The following is an 18232-nucleotide window of genomic DNA, read 5'->3' on the forward strand; positions in this document are numbered from 1 at the left end:
GCCGGGTTCCGCGGCCGAACCGGATCGCGGAACCGCCGCGGAAGCCCGCCGCGGAGCGGCTCCGGCAACGCGCAGGGGGGGCCCGGGCCCCCCCCCCCCCCCCGGGCGGGGGCCCCCGGGCCCCCCGGGGGGGGCCCGGCCCCCCCCGCCGTTCAGACCCGGGTCGGGGCCAGCTGCTGCGACTTGGCGGTGCGGTTCCAGCTCCACCAGCCGTGCACCACCAGCGCGGCGAACACCACGTAGATCGCGGCGCTGAAGTGCAGCCCGGACGCCAGCTGCAACGGCACCCCGACCGCGTCCACGGCCAGCCACACCAGCCAGAACTCGACCAGACCGCGGCCCTGCGCCCAGAACGCGACCGCGGTACCGACGAAGATCCAGGCGTCCGGCCACGGCGCCCAGGAGGCGTCCAGCGCCGTCAGCAGCAGCGCGAACCCGGTGGTGGCCGCCGCCAGCACGCCCAGCAGCACCAGCCGCTCGCGCGCGGTCCCCTTGCGCACCGCCACCCCGTACACCGGGTCGCTGCGGCGGTTCCACGCCCACCAGCCGTACACCGAGATCAGCAGGATCACGATCTGCCGGACGGCCAGCCCGCCGAGCTGCGCCGACGCGTACACCGCGAACAGCAGCACCGTCGCCGTCACCTGCACCGGCCAGGTCGCCAAGGTGCGGCGCTGCGCCAGGAAGACCACGGCGAGCGCGCACAGCTGCCCCACCAGCTCTGCCCAGGAGATCTGCTGGCCCAGCACGGTGATCCCATTGCCGAGCAACCATTCCGCCGCAGCGCGCACAACCCACTCCTCCCAGCCGGTCCTGGCGCCGGGGATGGTCGGGAACGCGACGGGCGCCGGTGCCGCGGACGGCGACCGGTTCCGGTCAGGTACCCGTGCGCCGCCTCCCATCCGGACTGTCACCGTCGGTTCCGGAATTCCACCGGATCGGCCGGGCTCCCCGGGCCGGGTTCGGCCGGGAGGCGCCGGTTCGCGGACTGTCACCGCCGGTTCGGAATCTCACCGAGCCCCGGAGCGCACGACTTCTCGTACTCCTGCCAACATCGTCGACCGCGGGAGTTGTTCCGTCGCCAACTGGTGGCTCGGATCACACCACGGGTGAGTCGTCGCTCAAGTGATCGAACAAACGTGCGTCGCGGGGTACAGTGGCGATCTCCGGTTGAACGGATCTCATCGGCCGGGCGGCGAGCGCTCGACGCGAAGGGGGTGGCGGGGTGAACGACGTCGATCAGGCGATCCTGGCGTTCGAGAGCGAGTTCTGGCGCTACCCGGGCAGCAAGGACCGCGCCATCCAGGAGCGGTTCGGCCTCTCGCCGACGCGCTACTACCAGCGGCTCAACCGGTTGCTGGACGAGCCGGAGGCGCTGGCCCAGCAGCCGGTCCTGGTGAAGCGATTATTGCGGATGCGGGCCGAACGCTCCGATCGTCGAGCGGCGGCCCCCCGGCGCTGACCTCCGCCGAGTTCGACCGCCCACGGCCCGCCCCTCGGCTCCGGGCGCGGGGAACTCGGGCAGCAGGACCGCGGCGGCTTTCTCCCGGAGACCCCGGTCTCGGGAACTCCGGCGACTCCCTCCCCCGGGAACCGGCGAAGCACCCACCGCGCGCGAGGACGAGCCGTGCGGTTCCGCCCCCACCCAGGCGATGTGCGGCCGAGCGGTGGCCTAAGCGTCCGCGGCGGCCTGCTGCTCCGGGGTGAGCTGGCGCTCCTGCTGGATGCGCACCAGGTCCGCGAGCAGCGGCGCGGCCTGCGCCGGTGACAACGCGGCGAACGCGGCCTTGATCGACTCGACGTCGCCCGCGGTCTGCGCGGGAGCCGGTGGAGCCTGCTGCTGCGGCACGGCGGGCGCCTGCTGCTGCGGGGCGGCCTGCTGCTGCGGCGCTGGGGTCTGCGTGGCGAGCAGCCCGTTGACGAGGTCCACCAGCATCGCCACCGGGGTGCGCGGTCCGAGCGCGGTGTTCCAGCCGGCGATCTGCCCTTCCGGCCCGCGCGGGCCCAGCAGCTCGTTCTCGATGCGGCGCAGGATCGCGTCCTGTTCGGGCGTCATGTCGGCGTTCTCCTGTTCACTCGTGGCGAGTTCGGCCCGGAAGCGGTCCAGGTCGACGTGGCCGGGGTCGATCTTGCCGGTCACGCTGGTCTCCTTGTGCCCGCGCGCGGCCTCGGGAGGTGCTCCGATGTGGTCGAGCACGGCCCTGGTCGCGGTCAGCGCTGCGGCGTACTGCTCGGGGCTGGGCCCCTGCTCGACGCCCTGGTAGTCCCATTCGAAACCGACGTAGAGCACGTTGCCGTCGCCTTCGGGCACCGGCCCGGAGGCCCGCGCCTTCCCAGCGTGGTTGGCGCGCCCGGCGGAGATCAAGTGCACCACGCCGTCGAAGCCGATCAGCCCGTGGCACAGCGGCCCGGCCAGGTCGGACCGCCCGTCGACGACGAGCTGCAGGCTCGGCGCCGGGTCCTCGTAGGAGGCGACCGTGGCGGTGTGGTGCTCCAGCACCCCGACGGGTTCGGGCTGCGCGCCCGAGTTCGCGGTGCGTTCCAGCCATCCGGGCGTCTCCACGACGGTGAGCCCCGCCGCCCGCAGCACGTCTCCCAGCCACACCAGCGGCAGAGCCATCGCCATCACTCCCCTGGCGGCCGTCGGTGGCCGCGTCGCCTGCTCCCATCGTGTCCCGCGGTGCGCCGCACCGGCCACGCCTGATCGGATGAAATGCCGCTGCGCTGCCGGTTTCCGGGGGCCGAACCGGGCGTGGCGAGCGGGCGACGCCGCGCCGGACCCCGGTCCCGCCTACCTGGTCGCCCGGTCCGCGGTGCACGCGGTGCCCGGCACCGGGCGTCGCGGGGGCGTGCGATTCTGGCGGCATGCATTCCGAAGGCGCAGGTGAACAAGGCGAACGCATTTCCTCGACCACCCTGCGCGCACTGGAGCGGGCTTCCGGTGACCTGGCGACGGCGAGCGTCGGCGCCATGGAGCAGCGGTTGCCGTGGTTCCGCAGGCTGCCCGCCGATCAGCGGGCGAGCGTGCTGCTGGTGACGCAGACCGGGGTGTCGAACTTCGTGGCCTGGATGCAGGATCCGACGGAGGCCATCCGGTTGACGGCGGAGGCGTTCCGCGCCGCTCCGAAGGACCTGTCGCGGTGGGTGAGCCTGCGGCAGACGCTGGACCTGGTGCGCGCGGCGATCGACGTGTTCGAGCAGCGGTTGCCGGAGCTCGCCAAGCAGGAGGCGGAGCGCACCGCGCTCACCGAGTCGATCCTGCGCTACACGCGGGAGATCGCGTTCGCGGCGGCCACCTCGTACGCGGCGGCGGCCGAGGCGCGCGGTGCGTGGGACGCGCGGCTGGAGGCGCTCGTCGTGGACGGCATCGTGCGCGGCGACCCCGAGGAGTCGCTGCTGTCGCGGGCCGCCGCCCTCGGCTGGGAGCCGGGTTCGGAGGCGACGGTGCTGGTCGGCACGGCCCCCTCCGACGACCCGCCGACGATCATCTACCAGGTGCGCCGGAGCGCGGCCCGCGCCGGACGTCCGGTGCTGCTCGGCGTGCAGGGCACCCGCTTGGTGGTGGTGTTCGGCGGCCCGTCCGACGACCACGGCGCGCCGGCGGCGGCGGACAAGCTGGCGGAGGCCTTCGACAGCGGCCCCGTGGTGGTCGGCCCGACGGTGGCGAGCCTGTCCGAGGCGCACCGCTCGGCGGCGGACGCGATGTCCGGCCTGCGGGCGGTGGTGGCCTGGCCGACGGCGCCGCGCCCGGTGCTGGCGGAGGACCTGCTCCCGGAGCGCGCGCTGGCCGGTGATCCGGAGGCGGAGCGCCAGCTGGTCGAGGGAATCGTGCTGCCGCTGGTGGACGCGGGCGGTGCGCTGCTGGAGACGGTGGACACCTACCTGGAGCTGGGCGGGGTGCTGGAGAACTGCGCCCGGCAGCTGTACGTGCACCCGAACACGGTGCGGTACCGGCTGCGCCGGGTCGCCGAGCTGACCGGCCGCACCCCGGCGAACGCGCGGGACGCCCTGGTGCTGCGGGTAGCGTTGTCCGTGGGCCGGCTGGCGCGGGCCCGCGGCCTGTGGTGATCGGTCCCGTGTCGGCACCGGACCGGCACGAGCGACAACGAATCACGGTGCGTGATGCCCGAATCGTCGTTGTCCTTGTAGACACTCCACAAGATTGTGCCTCGGACTTCGTCCGTACCGGCATCACGCCGATCTCGGTCGGCCATGTGTAGTAGCAGGGTGATCGCGCTCCTCGCTCCCGGACAGGGCTCCCAGGCCCCCGGCATGCTCTCCCCGTGGCTCGAACCGGACGGCGCCCGCGAGCGCGTCGAGGCCTGGTCGGAGCACGCCGGCCTGGACCTGGTCCGGTTGGGCACCACCGCCGACGCGGACGAGATCAAGGACACCGCGGTCACGCAGCCGCTGGTGGTGGCGCTGTCCCTGCTGGCGGCCGAGCAGCTGCGCGCCCGCTTCGACGTGCCCGCGGAGACCCCGGTGGCTGGTCATTCGGTGGGCGAGCTGGCGGCGGCGGCGATCGCAGGCGTGCTCTCCCCGGACGACGCGGTCGCGCTGGCCGCGGTGCGCGGCCGGGAGATGGCGGCGGCGTGCGCCCTGGAACCGACCGCGATGTCCGCGGTGATGGGCGGGGACCGGGACGCCGTGATCTCCCATCTGGAGTCGCTGGGCCTGGACCCGGCGAACTGCAACGGTGCGGGCCAGATCGTCGCGGCGGGCCGCAAGCCCGCGCTGGAGGCGCTGGCCGAGGAGCCGCTGCCGGGCACGAAGGTGCGTCCGCTGGCCGTGGCCGGGGCGTTCCACACCCGCTTCATGGCTCCCGCGCAGGACGCGTTCGGCGCGCGGGCGCAGGAGGCGGCGGCGAAGGACCCGGCGTTCCCGCTGCTGTCCAACTCGGACGGCTCGTTCGTCGAGTCCGGCGACGAGTTCGTGCGCCTGCTCGTCGCGCAGATCACCCGGCCGGTGCGCTGGGACCACTGCATGACCGCCCTCGCCGAGCGCGGGGTGACGGCGGTGGTCGAGTTCCCGCCCGCCGGTGCGCTGACCGGCCTGGTGCGCCGCGAGCTCAAGGGCACCAAGACCGTGGCGCTGAAGAAGCCCGAAGACCTCGACAAGGTCGCCGACCTGCTGGCAGCGGACTCCGAGGAGACCGCCCAGGACGCGAACACCTCTGGGAGCGATGCGTGAGCACACCGACCCTGCGCAAGTCCACCGGACCGGCGGCGACCAAGCTGCTCGGCTTCGGTAGCACCCAGGGCAACCGGGTCGTGACCAACCACGACCTGGCCGAGATCGTCGACACGAACGACGAGTGGATCCAGCAGCGCGTCGGCATCGTGCACCGCCGCCTCGGCGACGAGGACCAGACCGTGGTCTCGATGGCCGTGGAGGCCGGTTCGAAGGCGATCGCCGACGCGGGCCTGACTCCGGCCGACGTCGACCAGGTGATCATCGCGACCTGCACGATGCCGGGCGGGATCCCCAACGCGGCCGCGCAGGTCGCCGACAAGATCGGCATCAAGGCCTCCGGCGCGTTCGACCTCAACGCCGCCTGCGCCGGGTTCTGCTACGCGCTCAACACCGCATCGGACATGGTGCTGGCCGGTTCGGCCCGCCGGGTGCTGGTGATCGGCGCGGAGCGGTTCCAGGAGTGGATCGACTGGGAGGACCGGGCGAACTGCATCATCTTCGCCGACGGCGCGGGTGCGGCGGTCGTGGGACCGGCCGACGAGCCGGGCATCGCCCCGGCCGCGCTGGGCAGCGCGGGTGACCTGGTCGACACGATCTACCTGCGCGACGGCAAGTACATCTACCAGGAGGGCCAGTCGGTCTTCCGCTGGGCGACCACCCAGATCGCGCCGGTGGCGATGCGGGCCGTGGAGCTCGCGGGCCTGGAGCTGTCCGATGTGGACGCCCTGGTCGCGCACCAGGCGAACCTGCGGATCGTCGAGGGCATCGCCAAGAAGCTGCAGAGCCAGGGTGCCCGCGACGACCTGGTGGTCGCGCGTGACATCGTCTACTCGGGCAACACCTCGGCCGCGTCGATCCCGCTCGCGATCGACCACATGCGGTCGGCGGGCGAGCTCTCCAGCGGCGATGTGCTGCTCCTGGTCGGTTTCGGGGCGGGATTGTCCTACGCCGGCCAGGTCGTGATCTGCCCCTGAGCGCGTCCGCGCTCACCGGAACCGCCGCGGGCACGTCCGCGGTGACCACCGCAACAACGAAAGGAACCATCGTGGCGAACGAGGAAATCGCGCAGGGTCTCGCCGGCATCGTCGAAGAGGTCGCGGGTGTGGACGCCGACGAGGTCACCGTCGAGAAGTCCTTCGTCGACGACCTCGACATCGACTCGCTGTCGATGGTCGAGATCGCCGTGCAGGCGGAGGACAAGTTCGGCGTCAAGATCCCCGACGACGAGCTGGCGAACCTCAAGACCGTGGGTGATGCGGTGGACTACATCACCAAGAACGCATGACGGCGACCGACGTCGTCATCACCGGGATGGGCGCGACGACACCACTCGGTGGTGACGTCGCGTCCACCTGGGACGGTCTGCTGACCGGTCGCAGCGGGGTGCGCAGGCTGACGGCGGAATGGGTCGACAAGTACGACCTGCCCGCCAAGATCGGCGCTCCGCTGGTCGTGGAGCCCGCCGAGGTGCTGCCCCGCGTGCAGCTGCGCCGGCTGGACCGCTGCCAGGCGATCGCGATCATCGCGGCCCGCCAGGCCTGGAGCGACGCCGGTTACGACATGCCCACCGACGAGCACCAGTCGGTGGATCCGGATCGGCTCGGTGTCGCGCTCGGCACCGGGATCGGCGGTCCGGTGACGCTGCTCGACCAGGACGACCTGCTGGAGCAGCACGGGCTGCGCAAGATCTCGCCGCTGACCGTGCCGATGCTCATGCCCAACGGGCCCGCGGCGCACGTCGGCATCGACCTGCGCGCGCGAGCCGGGGTGCACTCCCCCGCCTCCGCCTGCGCCTCCGGTGCGGAGGGGCTGGCGCGCGGGTGGGACATGATCCGCTCCGGGCAGGCCGACGTGGTCGTGGCCGGTGGCGCCGAGTCCTGCATCCACCAGATCACCGTGGCCGGGTTCTGCCAGGCCCGGACGCTGAGCACCCGCAACGACGAGCCCGAGCTGGCCTCGCGCCCGTTCGACACGGGCCGGGACGGCTTCGTCCTCGGCGAAGGCGCCGGCGTGGTGATCCTGGAGAGCGCCGAGCACGCCAAGGCGCGCGGAGCGCGGATCTACGGCCGGCTGGGCGGGGTGGGCATCACCTCCGACGCCTACCACATCACCGGCAGCCACCCGGACGGCGTCGGCCAGGTCAACGCGATGACGCAGGCCGTGCGCACCGCGGGCCTGTCCACCTCCGACGTCGAGCACGTCAACGCGCACGCGACCTCCACCGTGGTCGGTGACGTGGGCGAGGCGGCGGCGATCCGCAAGGCGTTCGGCGACGGGGTCGCGCTGACCGCGCCGAAGAGCGCGCTCGGGCACCTCGTGGGCGGCGCCGGTGCGGTCGAGAGCATCGTGACGCTGCTGTCGATCTACCACGGGCAGATCCCGCCCACCCGCAACCTCGACGAGCTCGACCCGAAGGTGGAGCTGGACGTGGTGACGGACAAGCCGCGGCACGTCGAGGTGTCGGCCGCGGTGAACAACTCCTTCGGTTTCGGCGGGCACAACGTGGCATTGGCCTTCACCAAGGCCTGATGTCCCGGCCGCTCGCGCGAGCGCCCCGCCTCCCGGTGCGAACCGGAGGGCGGGGCGCTCCTCGTCGTGCGGCTGCCGTCAGCAGGGCACGGCGAGCGCGCTGCCCGGCAGGCTGTTGGTGTCGAGCCGGAACCCGCCGCCGTCCACGACCATCGGGTAGACCACGCGCCACCGCAGGCACGCCGACTGCATCCCGGCGGGGGCGTCCTTCGGGTCCTGGGTGCTGACGAAGGTCATCAGGACGCGCACCGAGTCGTCCGGGCCCGGTTCGATCCGGTGCACCTTGATGGCGGCGTCGCGCGTGGTGGCGTACTCGCGCTGCCACTTGTCCTCGGGCAGCTGCTGCTGCTTGGCCGCGACGACCGTGGTCTTCCAGGTCTCGTAGCGGCGCGTGTTGATCGCGTTGAAGTGCATCTGGAGGGTCCAGCGGATGTCCGCGTGGTCCGGGTGCGCCTCCGCGTCCGGGGTGAACTCGATGTTGGCGTACTCGGAGCTCTCCGGCTGCCCCGGCACGCCCGGGTCGATGCCCGCGAGCACCGAGTCGGGGTAGTACTGCTGCGCCGCGACCCCGCCGACGCCCGCCGCGATCAGCACGAGCGCGGCGATCGGCACCCCCCACTTCCACCAGGAGTGCTGCGAACGACCGGCCGGAGAATACGACTGCACGCCGATCAGCTTCCCACAGCCGCACGTCCCGCGACCGCACCGGGCGCGGACCGGACCTCGGTCAGCCCACCCGGTGCAGCCAGCTGACCGGTGCGCCGTCGCCCGCGTGGCGGAACAGCTCCAGCTCCGCGTCCCAGGCGGCGCCGAGCAGCTGGTCGACGCGGTGGGTGAACGATTCGGAGCCGCGGCTGTTGGCGGCGAGCGTGCGCAACTGGTCCTCGCTGACGACGATGTCGCCGTTGGCGCTGGTGCGCGCGTTCCACAGGCCGAGCCCGGGCACGTGGCAGAAGCGCTGCCCGTCGATCCCCGGGCTGGGGTCCTCGGTGATCTCGAAGCGCAGCATCGGCCACGCGCGCAGCGCGGTGACGAGCTTGGATCCGGTACCGGGTTCGCCGGTCCAGGTGAGTTCGGCGCGCAACTGCCCAGGCGCCGCGGGTTGCGCCGTCCAGCGGAGTTCCGCCCGCGTGCCGAGTGCGCCGGCAACGGCCCACTCGATGTGCGGACAGACCGCAGACGGCGACGAGTGGACGTAGATCACGCCACTTGTGCTGCCACGGGTGCTCACTGCTGACCTCCGCTGTTCGACGAGGGACGTCTTCCCCTACGACCTCGTCCTGCGGCGATCCGATCACGGGTGATCGGCGTCATTCTGCACGGGCCTCGACCGCGACCGCCACATGAAGTGGGTGAACTCCCCGTACGGGTCGCGCGGTTCGACTACGGTTCGCCGGAGCTCCCCGGCCCACCCGGCGCGGGGTCGTCGCAGTTCCGGGCGCACCCGCGCGACGCAGCGGGCGCCCCGAACGGCGCAACGGAGCAGGTGCGGACGAGTGGCCGATACCACTCGAACGGGGGAGTACGCGGAGTAGGCGAGAATGCCGACCCGGGCCCGGCGGCGGCAGGCCGGCCCGAGCTTCGGGGACGGGAGACGAGCATGCGAGTGGTGCGGCTCGGCGAGGAGCCGACCGAGATCGGCGCGGACATCCGGGCGGCCGTGACGGCCTGGGGGCCGGGCAGCGGCGTGTACGGCGGGGTCGCGGTGTGCGGCGTGCGGCCGCCGGGGGCGCCGCGGGCGCTGGACGCGGTGCTGGTGCTGCCCCGCGGCATCGTGGTGGTCGTCGGCGTGGACCTGCCGGGGTCGGTGCTCTCGCTGGAGGCCCCGGTGCAGACGCCGTGGACGGTGGACGGCTGGCCGCTGCTGCGCCAGGACTCGGCGATGAACCCCGCGCTGGACGCGCTGGAGTCGGCCGCCGCGCTGGCCCGCGCGCTGCAGTCCCGGGGCGCGGAACCGCTGCCGGTGGCCGCGATCATCGCCGTCGGTCCCTACGCGGAGCGGATCATCCAGCCGACGAGCGATCTGCACCGCGGGGTGCGGGTGCTGTACCCGTCCACGACGAGCATGCTCGCGGCGGCCCGCGAGCTCGCCACCTACGAGCGGGCGTGCGGGGTGGAGGCTGCTCGGAAGGTGCTGGGCGTCCTCGACGAGCGCACGCGCCGGATCTCGGTGGCGGAGCTGACCGAGGAGGGCTTCCCGGATTCGGTGGCGCCCGACCTCGCCGTGGCGAGCACGCTGCTCATCCCGAAGGTGGCGGACGAGCCGGCGCCCGGCCCGCCCGCGCGCCCGGACGGCCTGCGGGAGCGGCTCGCCGCGGTGCCGCGCCGCGCGAAGCTGCTGGTGCTGGGCGCGGTGGCGGTGGTGCTGGCCGGTGCGGTGTCCGCGCTGCTGCTGGCCGGTGGTTCGGAGGGGGCTCGGGAGGTCGCGGCGCAGCGGGTGGACGGCGTCGCGTTCACCCGGACCAGCGCCGAGCAGGGCGGGGACTGCACCGAGGCCGCGTTCGGGGACGTGCGGGCCTGGTTCCAGCGGCACCCGTGCGAGGGGCTGTCCCGGCAGGTCTTCGACGGGGAGACGGCGGGCCGCACGGCGGTCGTGTCGGTCGCGGTGGTGGACCTGGGGTCGGCGACCCCGGCGCGGAACCTGCGGGAGCTGCTGAACACGCCCGGTTCCGGCGGCATCGCCGACTCGGGCGCGGAGCCGGGGATGCCGAGCTCGCCGGAGTTCGCGGACGCCGCGGCGGCGGTGCAGCAGACCGGCGGGCGGCTGCGGGCGGTGCAGGCCGCGTGGGCCGAGGGCCGGTCGGATCCGGACGACGTCGCGCTGCGCGCCCTCGCCGAACGGGGCCTCCGCCTGCGCGCCCCGGCGTAGCGGCCACCTGTTCCGCCCGCCGATGAGCGAATCCACGCGCGGGCCGCCCGGGCGTCCTCGGCTGCTCCCTCGCGCGGAGGACGTCCTCTCCGCGGCGGGAGCAGCCGGCGGTTCCGCCGCACCGGCCGAGCACGACGGGTGCGGCGGTTCAACCCCAGAAGGTGGCGGGAGCGGTGGCGCACCCGTCGTCCGAGCAGGCCGGTGCGACCGGGCGCACGTCGGTGCCGTCGATGAGCCACTGCCTGCCGTCGCCGGCGGACACGAGGTACCGGCCGACGCGGTCCACCGACAGCTGCACCTGCTCGGCGGGGACGTCGCCCCCGGTGCCGAACGGAACACCGCCGCCGATCGCCCGGCCGCTGTCCGCGTCGAGCGTGGCGATCCGCAGCCGCTCCGCACCGCCGCAGTCGGTGGCGGCGAGCACCGCGAGGTCCCGCTCGGCCCAGGCGAGCGCGCGCGGCCCGCAGGTCCCGGCGGGCTGCGGCACCGGCGCCCCCAGTTCGCCGGCGCCGGGTGCCACCACGTGGATCGCGGAGTCGGAGGTGAGCACCGCGAGCCGCCCACCACCGCCGACCGCCAGGTCGTGCACCTGCTGCCCGGCCGGAACGGGTATCCGGCGCGCCGGACCGGCTCCGTCGACGACGATCTCGTCGTCGTCGGAGTAGGCGAACAGCCCGTCGCCCGCTGCCAGTGCGGTGCCGCTGCCGGTGCGGTGCGCCACCGGGCGCACGATGCGGTCCGGGCCGAGCACGACGATGTCGCTGCCGCCGTCGGCCGGGACGGTCGCGTACACGCGGTTCCCGTCGGCGGCCAGCGATCCGCGCACCGGCGCGGGCAGGTCGGCGAGCACGTCGTTGCGCTTCCCGGTGAGCACGTCGAACGAGGCGAGCGACGTGGCGGGCGCGGCGACGTAGCTGTTCGGGGCGATGCTGACCGGTTCCGGCGCCCGCGGGCCGGTGGGCACGACCGCGAGGACCACCAGGAACGCGGCGCTCGCGGCGACCGCGATCCCGCCCGCGGCGATCAGCGGGCGCCGCGAGGGCCTGCGGGACCGGCGCTGCCGGGCGGCCAGCAGCCTGGGCAGGGTGTCCCCGCGCGGCTCGACGTCGTCGACGATGGCGTGCAGCGCGCTGCGCAGCTCGTCGACGTCCTGCGTGTCGTTTGGATCCCTCACACCCGCTCCCGCAGCAGATCCGACAGCCGTGCCACTCCCCGCGAGCAGTACGACTTCACCGCACCCTGGCTCACGCCCATCAGCTGCGCGGTGCGCGCTTCGCTGAAGTCGGCGTAGTAGCGCAGCACCACCGCTTCCCGCTGCCTGCGCGGCAGCTGGGTGAGCGCGTCGGCGAGCACCGCCCGGTCCAGTCCGCGCCCGGTGTCGTCCGGACGCGAGTCCTCGGTGGCGATCCGAGGTTGGTACCGCTTGGCGACCATCCGGCGCCGCAGCACCGACCGGGCCCGGTTGAGCACCGCCTGCCGCAGGAACGCCAGCGCCTTCTCCGGATCGCGCAGCCGCGCCCTGGAGTCGAACACCCGCACGTAGGCGTCCTGCACGATGTCCTCCGCGGAGGCGCGATCATCGACGAGCAGCACGGCTATGCGCAGCAGTTGCCGGTAGTTGTCCTGGTAGAGCTCGGTGAGTTTGGTCGTCAGTTCATCCATGGCCGCCAGCCCGTCGCCCGGCCAGGCGGTCACGGGCAATGCGATCGAAACCGTCACATCTCTGCACGACGCCCGAGACCCCCTTCGCGGTTGGCAGCCGACGCGGACCGGATTTCCACCGTTGGCTCCGACCGGCGGAGAGGCGCAGCTTACCGTCCGCCACGAACGGCCTCGCGGAGTGATCGTCGGCCTCGGACGCGACGGCCGGTCCCGGTACCGCGCAGGACCAGCGGAGGCCGGTCCGCGCCGGCCGCGCGGCCTGCGGGGCCACCGCCGCGTCGGGGTTCGCCGCATCCGGCCGACGGTTCGGTCCACAGCGGACGGAGGTGGTCGCGACCTGGCTCCAGCCGGACGCGGCGACGAGTGGGAATCGACACATCCAAGATCGTCCTGATGGTGTAACCGCTGGTCAGCCGATCAACGCCGCGCTCACTCGCCCGTTTGGCAGCCGATGCCGCCGGGTGCGCGTTCGACTACCGTCGGCGGCGACACGGGATCTGTTCCGCGTTCGGCATGCGATGGGAGGATAGGCGGCCTCCCGGCCGCCTGAACCGACATGAAGTTCGGCATCTCGACGTTCAACACCGACGAAGGCATCGGGCCCGCGGAACTGGGTCGTGCTCTGGAGGAACGCGGGTTCGACGCGATGTTCCTCGCCGAGCACACCCACATCCCCGCGAGCCGCGAGACGCCCTACCCGGGCGGAGGCGACCTGCCCCGCATCTACTACCGCACCCTGGACCCGTTCGTGAGCCTCACCGCGGCCGCGGCCGTGACGGAGAAGCTGGTGCTGGGCACCGGGATCGCGCTGATGGTGCAGCGCGACCCGATCACCACGGCGAAGGAGGTCGCCAGCCTGGACCTCGTCTCGGGTGGGCGGGTGGTGTTCGGCATCGGCGCGGGCTGGAACCGCGACGAGATGCGCAACCACGGCACGGATCCGGGCAGGCGCGGCGCGCTGATGGACGAGCGGATCCGGGCGATGCGCGAGATCTGGACCAACGAGCTCGCCGAGTTCCACGGGGAGCACGTCGACTTCGACCCGGTGTACTCGTGGCCGAAGCCGGTGCAGAGCCCGCACCCGCCGATCTACATCGGCGGTGAGAGCGAGCGCTCCTTCGCCCGCGTCGCCGAGTACGGCGGCGGCTGGCTGCCCCGGGCGGGCACCGAGAACCTGGGCGAACTGGTCGAGAAGGTGCGCGAGCGCGCCGGGTGGCGGGTGCCGGTGTCGCTGTACGCCGCGCCGAAGGACGCACCGCTGGAGGAGTACGCGGCGGCCGGGGTGGACCGCGTCCTGTTCTACCTGCCGACGAAGCCGCGGGACGCGACGTTGGAACGGCTCGACCTGCTCGCCGGCGTGGTGGCCCGGCACGGCTGAGCCGCGCGGGGGCGGCCGGTGCCGGCGGCCGCCCCTTACATCCTGGTTACTTCCCGGTCTTGCACTGGACATGGGGGACACCGCAGGCAGATCCTTGCGACTGCTTTGCAGATCGGTGCGATCAACGAGGCATGTTGCGTGCACAACTGCTTGATCGCGGAAACGGAGACCGGGGACGGTGGCGAACACGACGACAACGACGCCGACGGACGAGGCGTCACCACGACGGAAGTGGAGTCCCCGGCAGGTCCTCGTGTGGACGCTGGTGGCAGTGGTGGGGGCCATCGCCTGGGGCGTCATCGCGCTCAGCCGCGGCGAGGAGATCTCCGCGGCCTGGCTGGTGTTCGCCGCGCTGGCCTCCTACGCGATCGGGTACCGGTTCTACGCGCGGTTCATCGCCTACCGGGTGCTGCGGACCGACGACACCCGCGCCACCCCGGCGGAGCGGCTGAACAACGCGGCCGACTTCCAGCCCACCGACCGCAGGGTGCTGTTCGGGCACCACTTCGCGGCGATCGCGGGCGCCGGACCGCTGGTGGGGCCGGTGCTGGCCGCGCAGATGGGCTACCTGCCCGGCACCATCTGGATCATCGTCGGCGTCGTGTTCGCGGGCGCCGTGCAGGACATGGTGGTGCTGTTCTTCTCCACCCGCCGCGACGGGCGCAGCCTCGGGCAGATGGCGCGGGAGGAGATCGGGCCGGTGGGCGGCATCGCCGCGCTCATCGCCGTGCTCGCCATCATGATCATCCTGCTGGCGGTGCTGGCGCTGGTCGTGGTCGGTGCGCTGAAGGGCTCGCCGTGGGGCACGTTCTCCATCGGCATGACCATCCCGATCGCCCTGTTCATGGGCATCTATTTGCGGTTCCTGCGGCCGGGGCGGATCATCGAGACCTCGATCATCGGGATCGCGCTGCTGCTGCTGAGCATCATCGGCGGCAGCTGGGTCGCCGACTCCGCGCTCGCCGGAACGTTCACGCTCTCCGGCAACGAAGTGGTGCTGGCGCTCGTCGTGTACGGCTTCATCGCCTCGGTGCTGCCGGTGTGGATACTGCTGGCGCCACGGGACTACCTGAGCACGTTCATGAAGGTCGGCGTCATCGTGATGCTGGCCGTGTCGATCCTCATCGCGATGCCGGTGATGAAGACCGAGGCGATCACCGAGTTCGCGTTCAACGGCCAGGGGCCGGTGTTCGCGGGCACCCTGTTCCCGTTCGTGTTCATCCAGATCGCGTGCGGTGCGCTGTCCGGGTTCCACGCGCTGGTGTCCTCCGGCACCACGCCGAAGCTGATCGAGAAGGAATCCCAGGTCCGGGTCATCGGCTACGGCGGGATGCTCACCGAGTCGTTCGTGGCGATCATGGCGCTGGCCGCGGCCTGCATCATCGACCCGGGCATGTACTACGCGATGAACATGCCCAGCGCGGCGCTCGGCGACACCCTGCAGTCCGCGTCCGACGCGGTCGCCGGGGTCGGGTTCTCCATCAGCCCCGAGCAGCTCGCCGCCGCGGCCGCCGCCGTGGACGAGGAGACGCTGGTGGGCCGCAGCGGCGGCGCCCCGACCCTCGCCCTCGGCCTCTCCGAGGTGTTCTCGCAGGTCCTCGGCGGGGACGCGATGCGGGCGTTCTGGTACCACTTCGCGGTCATGTTCGAGGCGCTGTTCATCCTCACCACCGTCGACGCGGGCACCCGGGTGGGGCGGTTCATGCTCCAGGACACCGTCGGCAACGTGTGGAAGCGCTTCGGCGACGTCACTTGGAAGCCCGGCATCTGGATCTCCAGCGCGGCCATCGTCGGCGGCTGGGGCTACTTCCTGTGGACCGGGGTGAACGACCCGCTGGGCGGCATCAACCAGTTGTTCCCGCTGTTCGGCATCGCCAACCAGCTGCTGGCGGCCGTCGCCCTCGCCGTCGCGACCACCGTGCTGATCAAGTCGGGTCGGGCGAAGTACGCGTGGGTGACGATCGTGCCGCTGGCCTGGGACGCCGTGGTGACGCTGACCGCCAGCTGGCAGAAGGTGTTCTCCGCGGACCCGAAGCTCGGCTTCTTCGCGCAGCGCAGTGCCTACCAGGCCGCGATCGACGCCGGGGAGACCAGCAAGGGCTCGGCGGCCACCGTCGACGAGATGCGGCAGGTCGTCACCAACTCCACGGTGTGCGGCGTGCTCAGCGTGCTGTTCGCCGTGCTCATCCTGGTGGTGCTCGCCGACGCGATCCGGGTGTGGATCAAGGCGCTGCGCAGCACCGCACCGCTGCCCGACACCGAGACCCCGCACACCGAGTCGGCGCTGTGGGCGCCGTCCGGGCTGGTCCCCACCGCCGAGGAGCGGCGGATCATGCGGGAACGGCGGGAGCCGGAGGACCGGCAGGAAGTGGGCGCGGGGACGTGAGCCCCCGGTCCGCCGCCGCGGGGGGGGGGCTGTCCCGGCTGGGACGCTCCGCCCGCGAGGCCTGGCAGATCGCCCGGGGCATCGTCGGCGAAACCGCCTACGAGCGCTACCTGGAGCACCACCGCGCGCACCACCCCGGCACACCGCCGCTGGGCGAGCGGGAGTTCTGGCGGCGGCACGTGGACCGCGGGGACGTCCAGCCCGGCTCGCGCTGCTGCTGACCGCTGCTGTTCGGGGGCGGAGGTTCCGCCGGGCCTCGCGAGGTGACGGCTGCGGCGGTGCTTGCGAGCTGTTCAGCGGCTCGGCCTCCTCACGCGGCGGCCCCGCCGGAGCACGAGCGGATCTACCGGGCGAGACCGGAAAGCGGGCGCCGAGGTGCGCGCGGCACTCAGGCCGAGGAGCGTCGTCCCCGTCGGATGCAAGCCGACGGCTGGAGGACGCCATGCAGAAGATCACCACGTGCCTGTGGTTCGACGGGCAGGCCGAAGAGGCCGCGCGGTTCTACACCTCGATCTTCCCGGACTCCCGGATCACCGAGGTCCTGCGCCACGGCGAGGCCGGGCCCGGTGCGGCGGGCACCGTGCTCACCGTGACGTTCGAGCTCGCCGGGCAGGAGTTCCTCGGCCTCAACGGCGGCCCCGAGTTCACCTTCAGCGAGGCCATCTCGTTGCACGTCGACTGCACCTCGCAGGACGAGGTGGACCGGATGACGACGCGGCTCACCGCCGGTGGTGAGCAGGGACCGTGCGGCTGGGTGAAGGACCGGTACGGCCTGTCCTGGCAGATCGCGCCCCGCGAGCTCACCGACATGCTGCACGACCCCGACCCGGCCCGCGCCGATCGCGTGATGCGGCAGATGCTCACCATGCACAAGCTCGACCTCGAACCGCTCCGCCGGGCCTACCTCGCGGAGTGAGCGGCCCGCGCACCCGTTCCGATCACTCACCTCGGAGGCGGTTCGCCGCGGGCGGTGAGGCGGGCGCGGAGGGCCGCGTTCTCCGCTTCCAGCGCGTCGAGGCGGGCGTGCGTGCGGGCCAGGTCCGCCTCGGAGTAGCGGTGCGGGATGTGCTTCGGGCAGTTCCAGTCGTGCGCCTCGACGTCGATCAGCACCAGCCGCTCGACCCGGCCGCCGGCGCGCGGCGCGCCCAGCCGCGCGGTGAGCCGCGGATCCTCGTCGAGCCCGCGCACCGAGGCCCGCCCGAACAGCTTCAACCGGGTCCGCGTCGCGTAGTCCATGAAGAACAGCGCGACCCGCGGATCGCCGCGCAGGTTCCCACCGGTGATGTACTGCCGGTTCCCGCGCACGTCCGCGTAGCCGAGGGTGCGGTCGTCGAGGACGTGCACGAAGCCGGGCGGGCCACCGCGGAACTGCACGTACGGCCACCCGGTCTCCCCCACCGAAGCCAGGTAGCAGCCGTCGCGGGCGGCGATGAACGCGCGCTCCCGCTCCCCCAGCGGATCCGGTTCGAGCCCCACACCGGCGCCCAGTTCGGCGCGGTGCGCGGGACGGCTGCCCTGCTCGACCTGCATGGCGCGCACCGCCGCGGTGAACGCCAGGCGCGCGTACCGGCTCATCGTGCTCCCTCCGACCCGGTCCACCCTCACCCGAGTCTCGGGCGACCGGGTCCGCGGCCACGCGGAAAGGAGATCCGCTTTGCCGCGAAGGGAAACGGGCGGCGGTTTTCCGCCCGAGCCCCGCGCGGTCTCGGGACCACGCGCCGAGGCAGACTGAACGGTCCACAACGGAGGAGGATGCTGTGAGCGATCTCAAGGTCGAGGACACCAATGTCGGCGAGGGAACCGAGGCCCAGCCCGGCCACGTCGTGACCCTGCACTACACGGGCACGCTCAGCGACGGCTCGAAGTTCGACTCGTCGCACGACCGTGGCGAGGGCCTGACCTTCGTGCTGGGTTCCGGCCAGGTCATCGAGGGCTGGGACAGCGGCGTCGTCGGCATGCGCGTCGGCGGCACCCGCACCCTGACGATCCCGCCCGCCCAGGCCTACGGCGAGCGCGGCGTCCCGCCGATCATCCCGCCGAACTCCACGCTGCACTTCGACGTCGAGCTCCTCGAGGTCAAGTGAGCCACCCGCCCGCCCCCCCGCCCCGCGGGGGGGGGGGCGGGGGGGGGGGGCCCCCCCCGCCCCGAAATTTAAAGGGTGGAAAGACCGGGGGGTGGGGGGGGGGGGGGGGGCGGGGCCCGGGCCCCCCCCTT

The 18232-nt window shown here is 72.9% G+C and carries 19 protein-coding genes and 1 riboswitch; of the genes, 12 read left to right on the plus strand and 7 right to left on the minus strand.

Translation table 11 applies throughout. From position 1 onward, the window contains the following. Positions 1–152: 152 nt before the first annotated feature. On the minus strand, positions 153–791 hold the full coding sequence (locus LCD31_RS24500; RefSeq protein WP_224961732.1) for a nicotinamide mononucleotide transporter family protein: 639 nt from the start codon (positions 789–791) through the stop codon (positions 153–155). 95 nt (positions 792–886) lie between these two features. After that, positions 887–1031, minus strand: a riboswitch (FMN riboswitch). A gap of 194 nt (positions 1032–1225) precedes the next feature. Between LCD31_RS24500 and LCD31_RS24505 the strand changes: the two genes are divergently transcribed. Then, positions 1226–1462, plus strand: a complete 237-nt coding sequence (locus tag LCD31_RS24505) for a DUF3263 domain-containing protein (protein WP_224961734.1) — start codon at positions 1226–1228, stop codon at positions 1460–1462. A gap of 210 nt (positions 1463–1672) precedes the next feature. Here LCD31_RS24505 and LCD31_RS24510 read toward each other — a convergent pair whose 3' ends face one another. Beyond that, entirely contained in the window at positions 1673–2620 is a 948-nt protein-coding gene (locus LCD31_RS24510) for an N-acetylmuramoyl-L-alanine amidase (protein ID WP_224961736.1), read from the minus strand. Between the two features lie 245 nt (positions 2621–2865). Here LCD31_RS24510 and LCD31_RS24515 point away from each other — a divergent pair, with 245 nt between their 5' ends. The 5 genes from LCD31_RS24515 to LCD31_RS24535 all read left to right on the plus strand — a co-directional run bounded on the left by LCD31_RS24515 (position 2866) and on the right by LCD31_RS24535 (position 7722). Next, positions 2866–4068 carry a CdaR family transcriptional regulator gene (locus tag LCD31_RS24515; RefSeq protein ID WP_224961738.1) on the plus strand — a complete coding sequence of 401 codons (1203 nt, stop codon included), beginning with the start codon at positions 2866–2868 and terminating at the stop codon, positions 4066–4068. Between the two features lie 144 nt (positions 4069–4212). Beyond that, positions 4213–5190, plus strand: coding sequence for an ACP S-malonyltransferase (locus tag LCD31_RS24520; RefSeq protein ID WP_255614751.1), 978 nt, complete (start codon positions 4213–4215; stop codon positions 5188–5190). Further along, entirely contained in the window at positions 5187–6167 is a 981-nt protein-coding gene (locus LCD31_RS24525; RefSeq protein WP_224961742.1) for a beta-ketoacyl-ACP synthase III, read from the plus strand. The genes LCD31_RS24520 and LCD31_RS24525 overlap by 4 nt, the downstream gene beginning before the upstream one ends. 71 nt (positions 6168–6238) lie before the next feature. Continuing rightward, complete coding sequence (locus LCD31_RS24530) at positions 6239–6478, plus strand: acyl carrier protein (protein WP_373689974.1); 240 nt, start codon at positions 6239–6241, stop codon at positions 6476–6478. Then, positions 6475–7722 (plus strand): beta-ketoacyl synthase, encoded by a 1248-nt coding sequence (locus tag LCD31_RS24535; RefSeq protein WP_224961744.1) that lies wholly within the window; start codon positions 6475–6477, stop codon positions 7720–7722. Before LCD31_RS24530 ends, LCD31_RS24535 begins: the two co-directional genes overlap by 4 nt. A gap of 78 nt (positions 7723–7800) precedes the next feature. On the opposite strand, the gene LCD31_RS24540 is transcribed toward LCD31_RS24535, so the two are convergent. Both LCD31_RS24540 and LCD31_RS24545 read right to left on the minus strand, forming a co-directional pair. After that, positions 7801–8388: a hypothetical protein gene (locus LCD31_RS24540; RefSeq protein ID WP_224961746.1), complete on the minus strand. Its 588-nt coding sequence runs from the start codon at positions 8386–8388 to the stop codon at positions 7801–7803. A 61-nt stretch (positions 8389–8449) separates the two neighbouring features. Continuing rightward, positions 8450–8953 (minus strand): DUF3145 domain-containing protein, encoded by a 504-nt coding sequence (locus tag LCD31_RS24545; RefSeq protein ID WP_224961748.1) that lies wholly within the window; start codon positions 8951–8953, stop codon positions 8450–8452. Positions 8954–9322: 369 nt separating this feature from the next. Between LCD31_RS24545 and LCD31_RS24550 the strand changes: the two genes are divergently transcribed. Beyond that, positions 9323–10591, plus strand: coding sequence for a hypothetical protein (locus LCD31_RS24550; RefSeq protein WP_224961749.1), 1269 nt, complete (start codon positions 9323–9325; stop codon positions 10589–10591). Positions 10592–10739: 148 nt separating this feature from the next. On the opposite strand, the gene LCD31_RS24555 is transcribed toward LCD31_RS24550, so the two are convergent. Both LCD31_RS24555 and LCD31_RS24560 read right to left on the minus strand, forming a co-directional pair. Continuing rightward, a complete protein-coding gene (locus tag LCD31_RS24555; RefSeq protein WP_224961751.1) occupies positions 10740–11765 on the minus strand; it encodes a hypothetical protein in 1026 nt (341 codons plus the stop codon). Next, positions 11762–12286, minus strand: coding sequence for a SigE family RNA polymerase sigma factor (locus LCD31_RS24560; protein ID WP_224961753.1), 525 nt, complete (start codon positions 12284–12286; stop codon positions 11762–11764). Before LCD31_RS24560 ends, LCD31_RS24555 begins: the two co-directional genes overlap by 4 nt. A 523-nt stretch (positions 12287–12809) precedes the next feature. On the opposite strand from LCD31_RS24560, the gene LCD31_RS24565 reads away from it, so the two are divergent. The 4 genes from LCD31_RS24565 to LCD31_RS24580 all read left to right on the plus strand — a co-directional run bounded on the left by LCD31_RS24565 (position 12810) and on the right by LCD31_RS24580 (position 16933). After that, entirely contained in the window at positions 12810–13631 is an 822-nt protein-coding gene (locus tag LCD31_RS24565; protein WP_224961755.1) for an LLM class F420-dependent oxidoreductase, read from the plus strand. Between the two features lie 265 nt (positions 13632–13896). Then, positions 13897–16017, plus strand: coding sequence for a carbon starvation CstA family protein (locus tag LCD31_RS24570; RefSeq protein ID WP_224961757.1), 2121 nt, complete (start codon positions 13897–13899; stop codon positions 16015–16017). Beyond that, positions 16014–16238 carry a YbdD/YjiX family protein gene (locus LCD31_RS24575; protein WP_224961759.1) on the plus strand — a complete coding sequence of 75 codons (225 nt, stop codon included), beginning with the start codon at positions 16014–16016 and terminating at the stop codon, positions 16236–16238. The genes LCD31_RS24570 and LCD31_RS24575 overlap by 4 nt, the downstream gene beginning before the upstream one ends. Positions 16239–16459: 221 nt before the next feature. Then, entirely contained in the window at positions 16460–16933 is a 474-nt protein-coding gene (locus tag LCD31_RS24580) for a VOC family protein (RefSeq protein WP_224961761.1), read from the plus strand. Between the two features lie 26 nt (positions 16934–16959). Here the strand turns inward: LCD31_RS24580 and LCD31_RS24585 are convergent, their stop codons facing one another. Then, complete coding sequence (locus tag LCD31_RS24585) at positions 16960–17592, minus strand: pyridoxamine 5'-phosphate oxidase family protein (RefSeq protein ID WP_224961763.1); 633 nt, start codon at positions 17590–17592, stop codon at positions 16960–16962. Positions 17593–17774: 182 nt separating this feature from the next. On the opposite strand from LCD31_RS24585, the gene LCD31_RS24590 reads away from it, so the two are divergent. Then, positions 17775–18101 (plus strand): FKBP-type peptidyl-prolyl cis-trans isomerase, encoded by a 327-nt coding sequence (locus LCD31_RS24590; protein ID WP_224961765.1) that lies wholly within the window; start codon positions 17775–17777, stop codon positions 18099–18101. Positions 18102–18232 lie beyond the last annotated feature (131 nt).

This window comes from Saccharopolyspora sp. 6M (assembly GCF_020176775.1).
GTDB classification, from domain to species: domain Bacteria; phylum Actinomycetota; class Actinomycetes; order Mycobacteriales; family Pseudonocardiaceae; genus Saccharopolyspora_C; species Saccharopolyspora_C gregorii.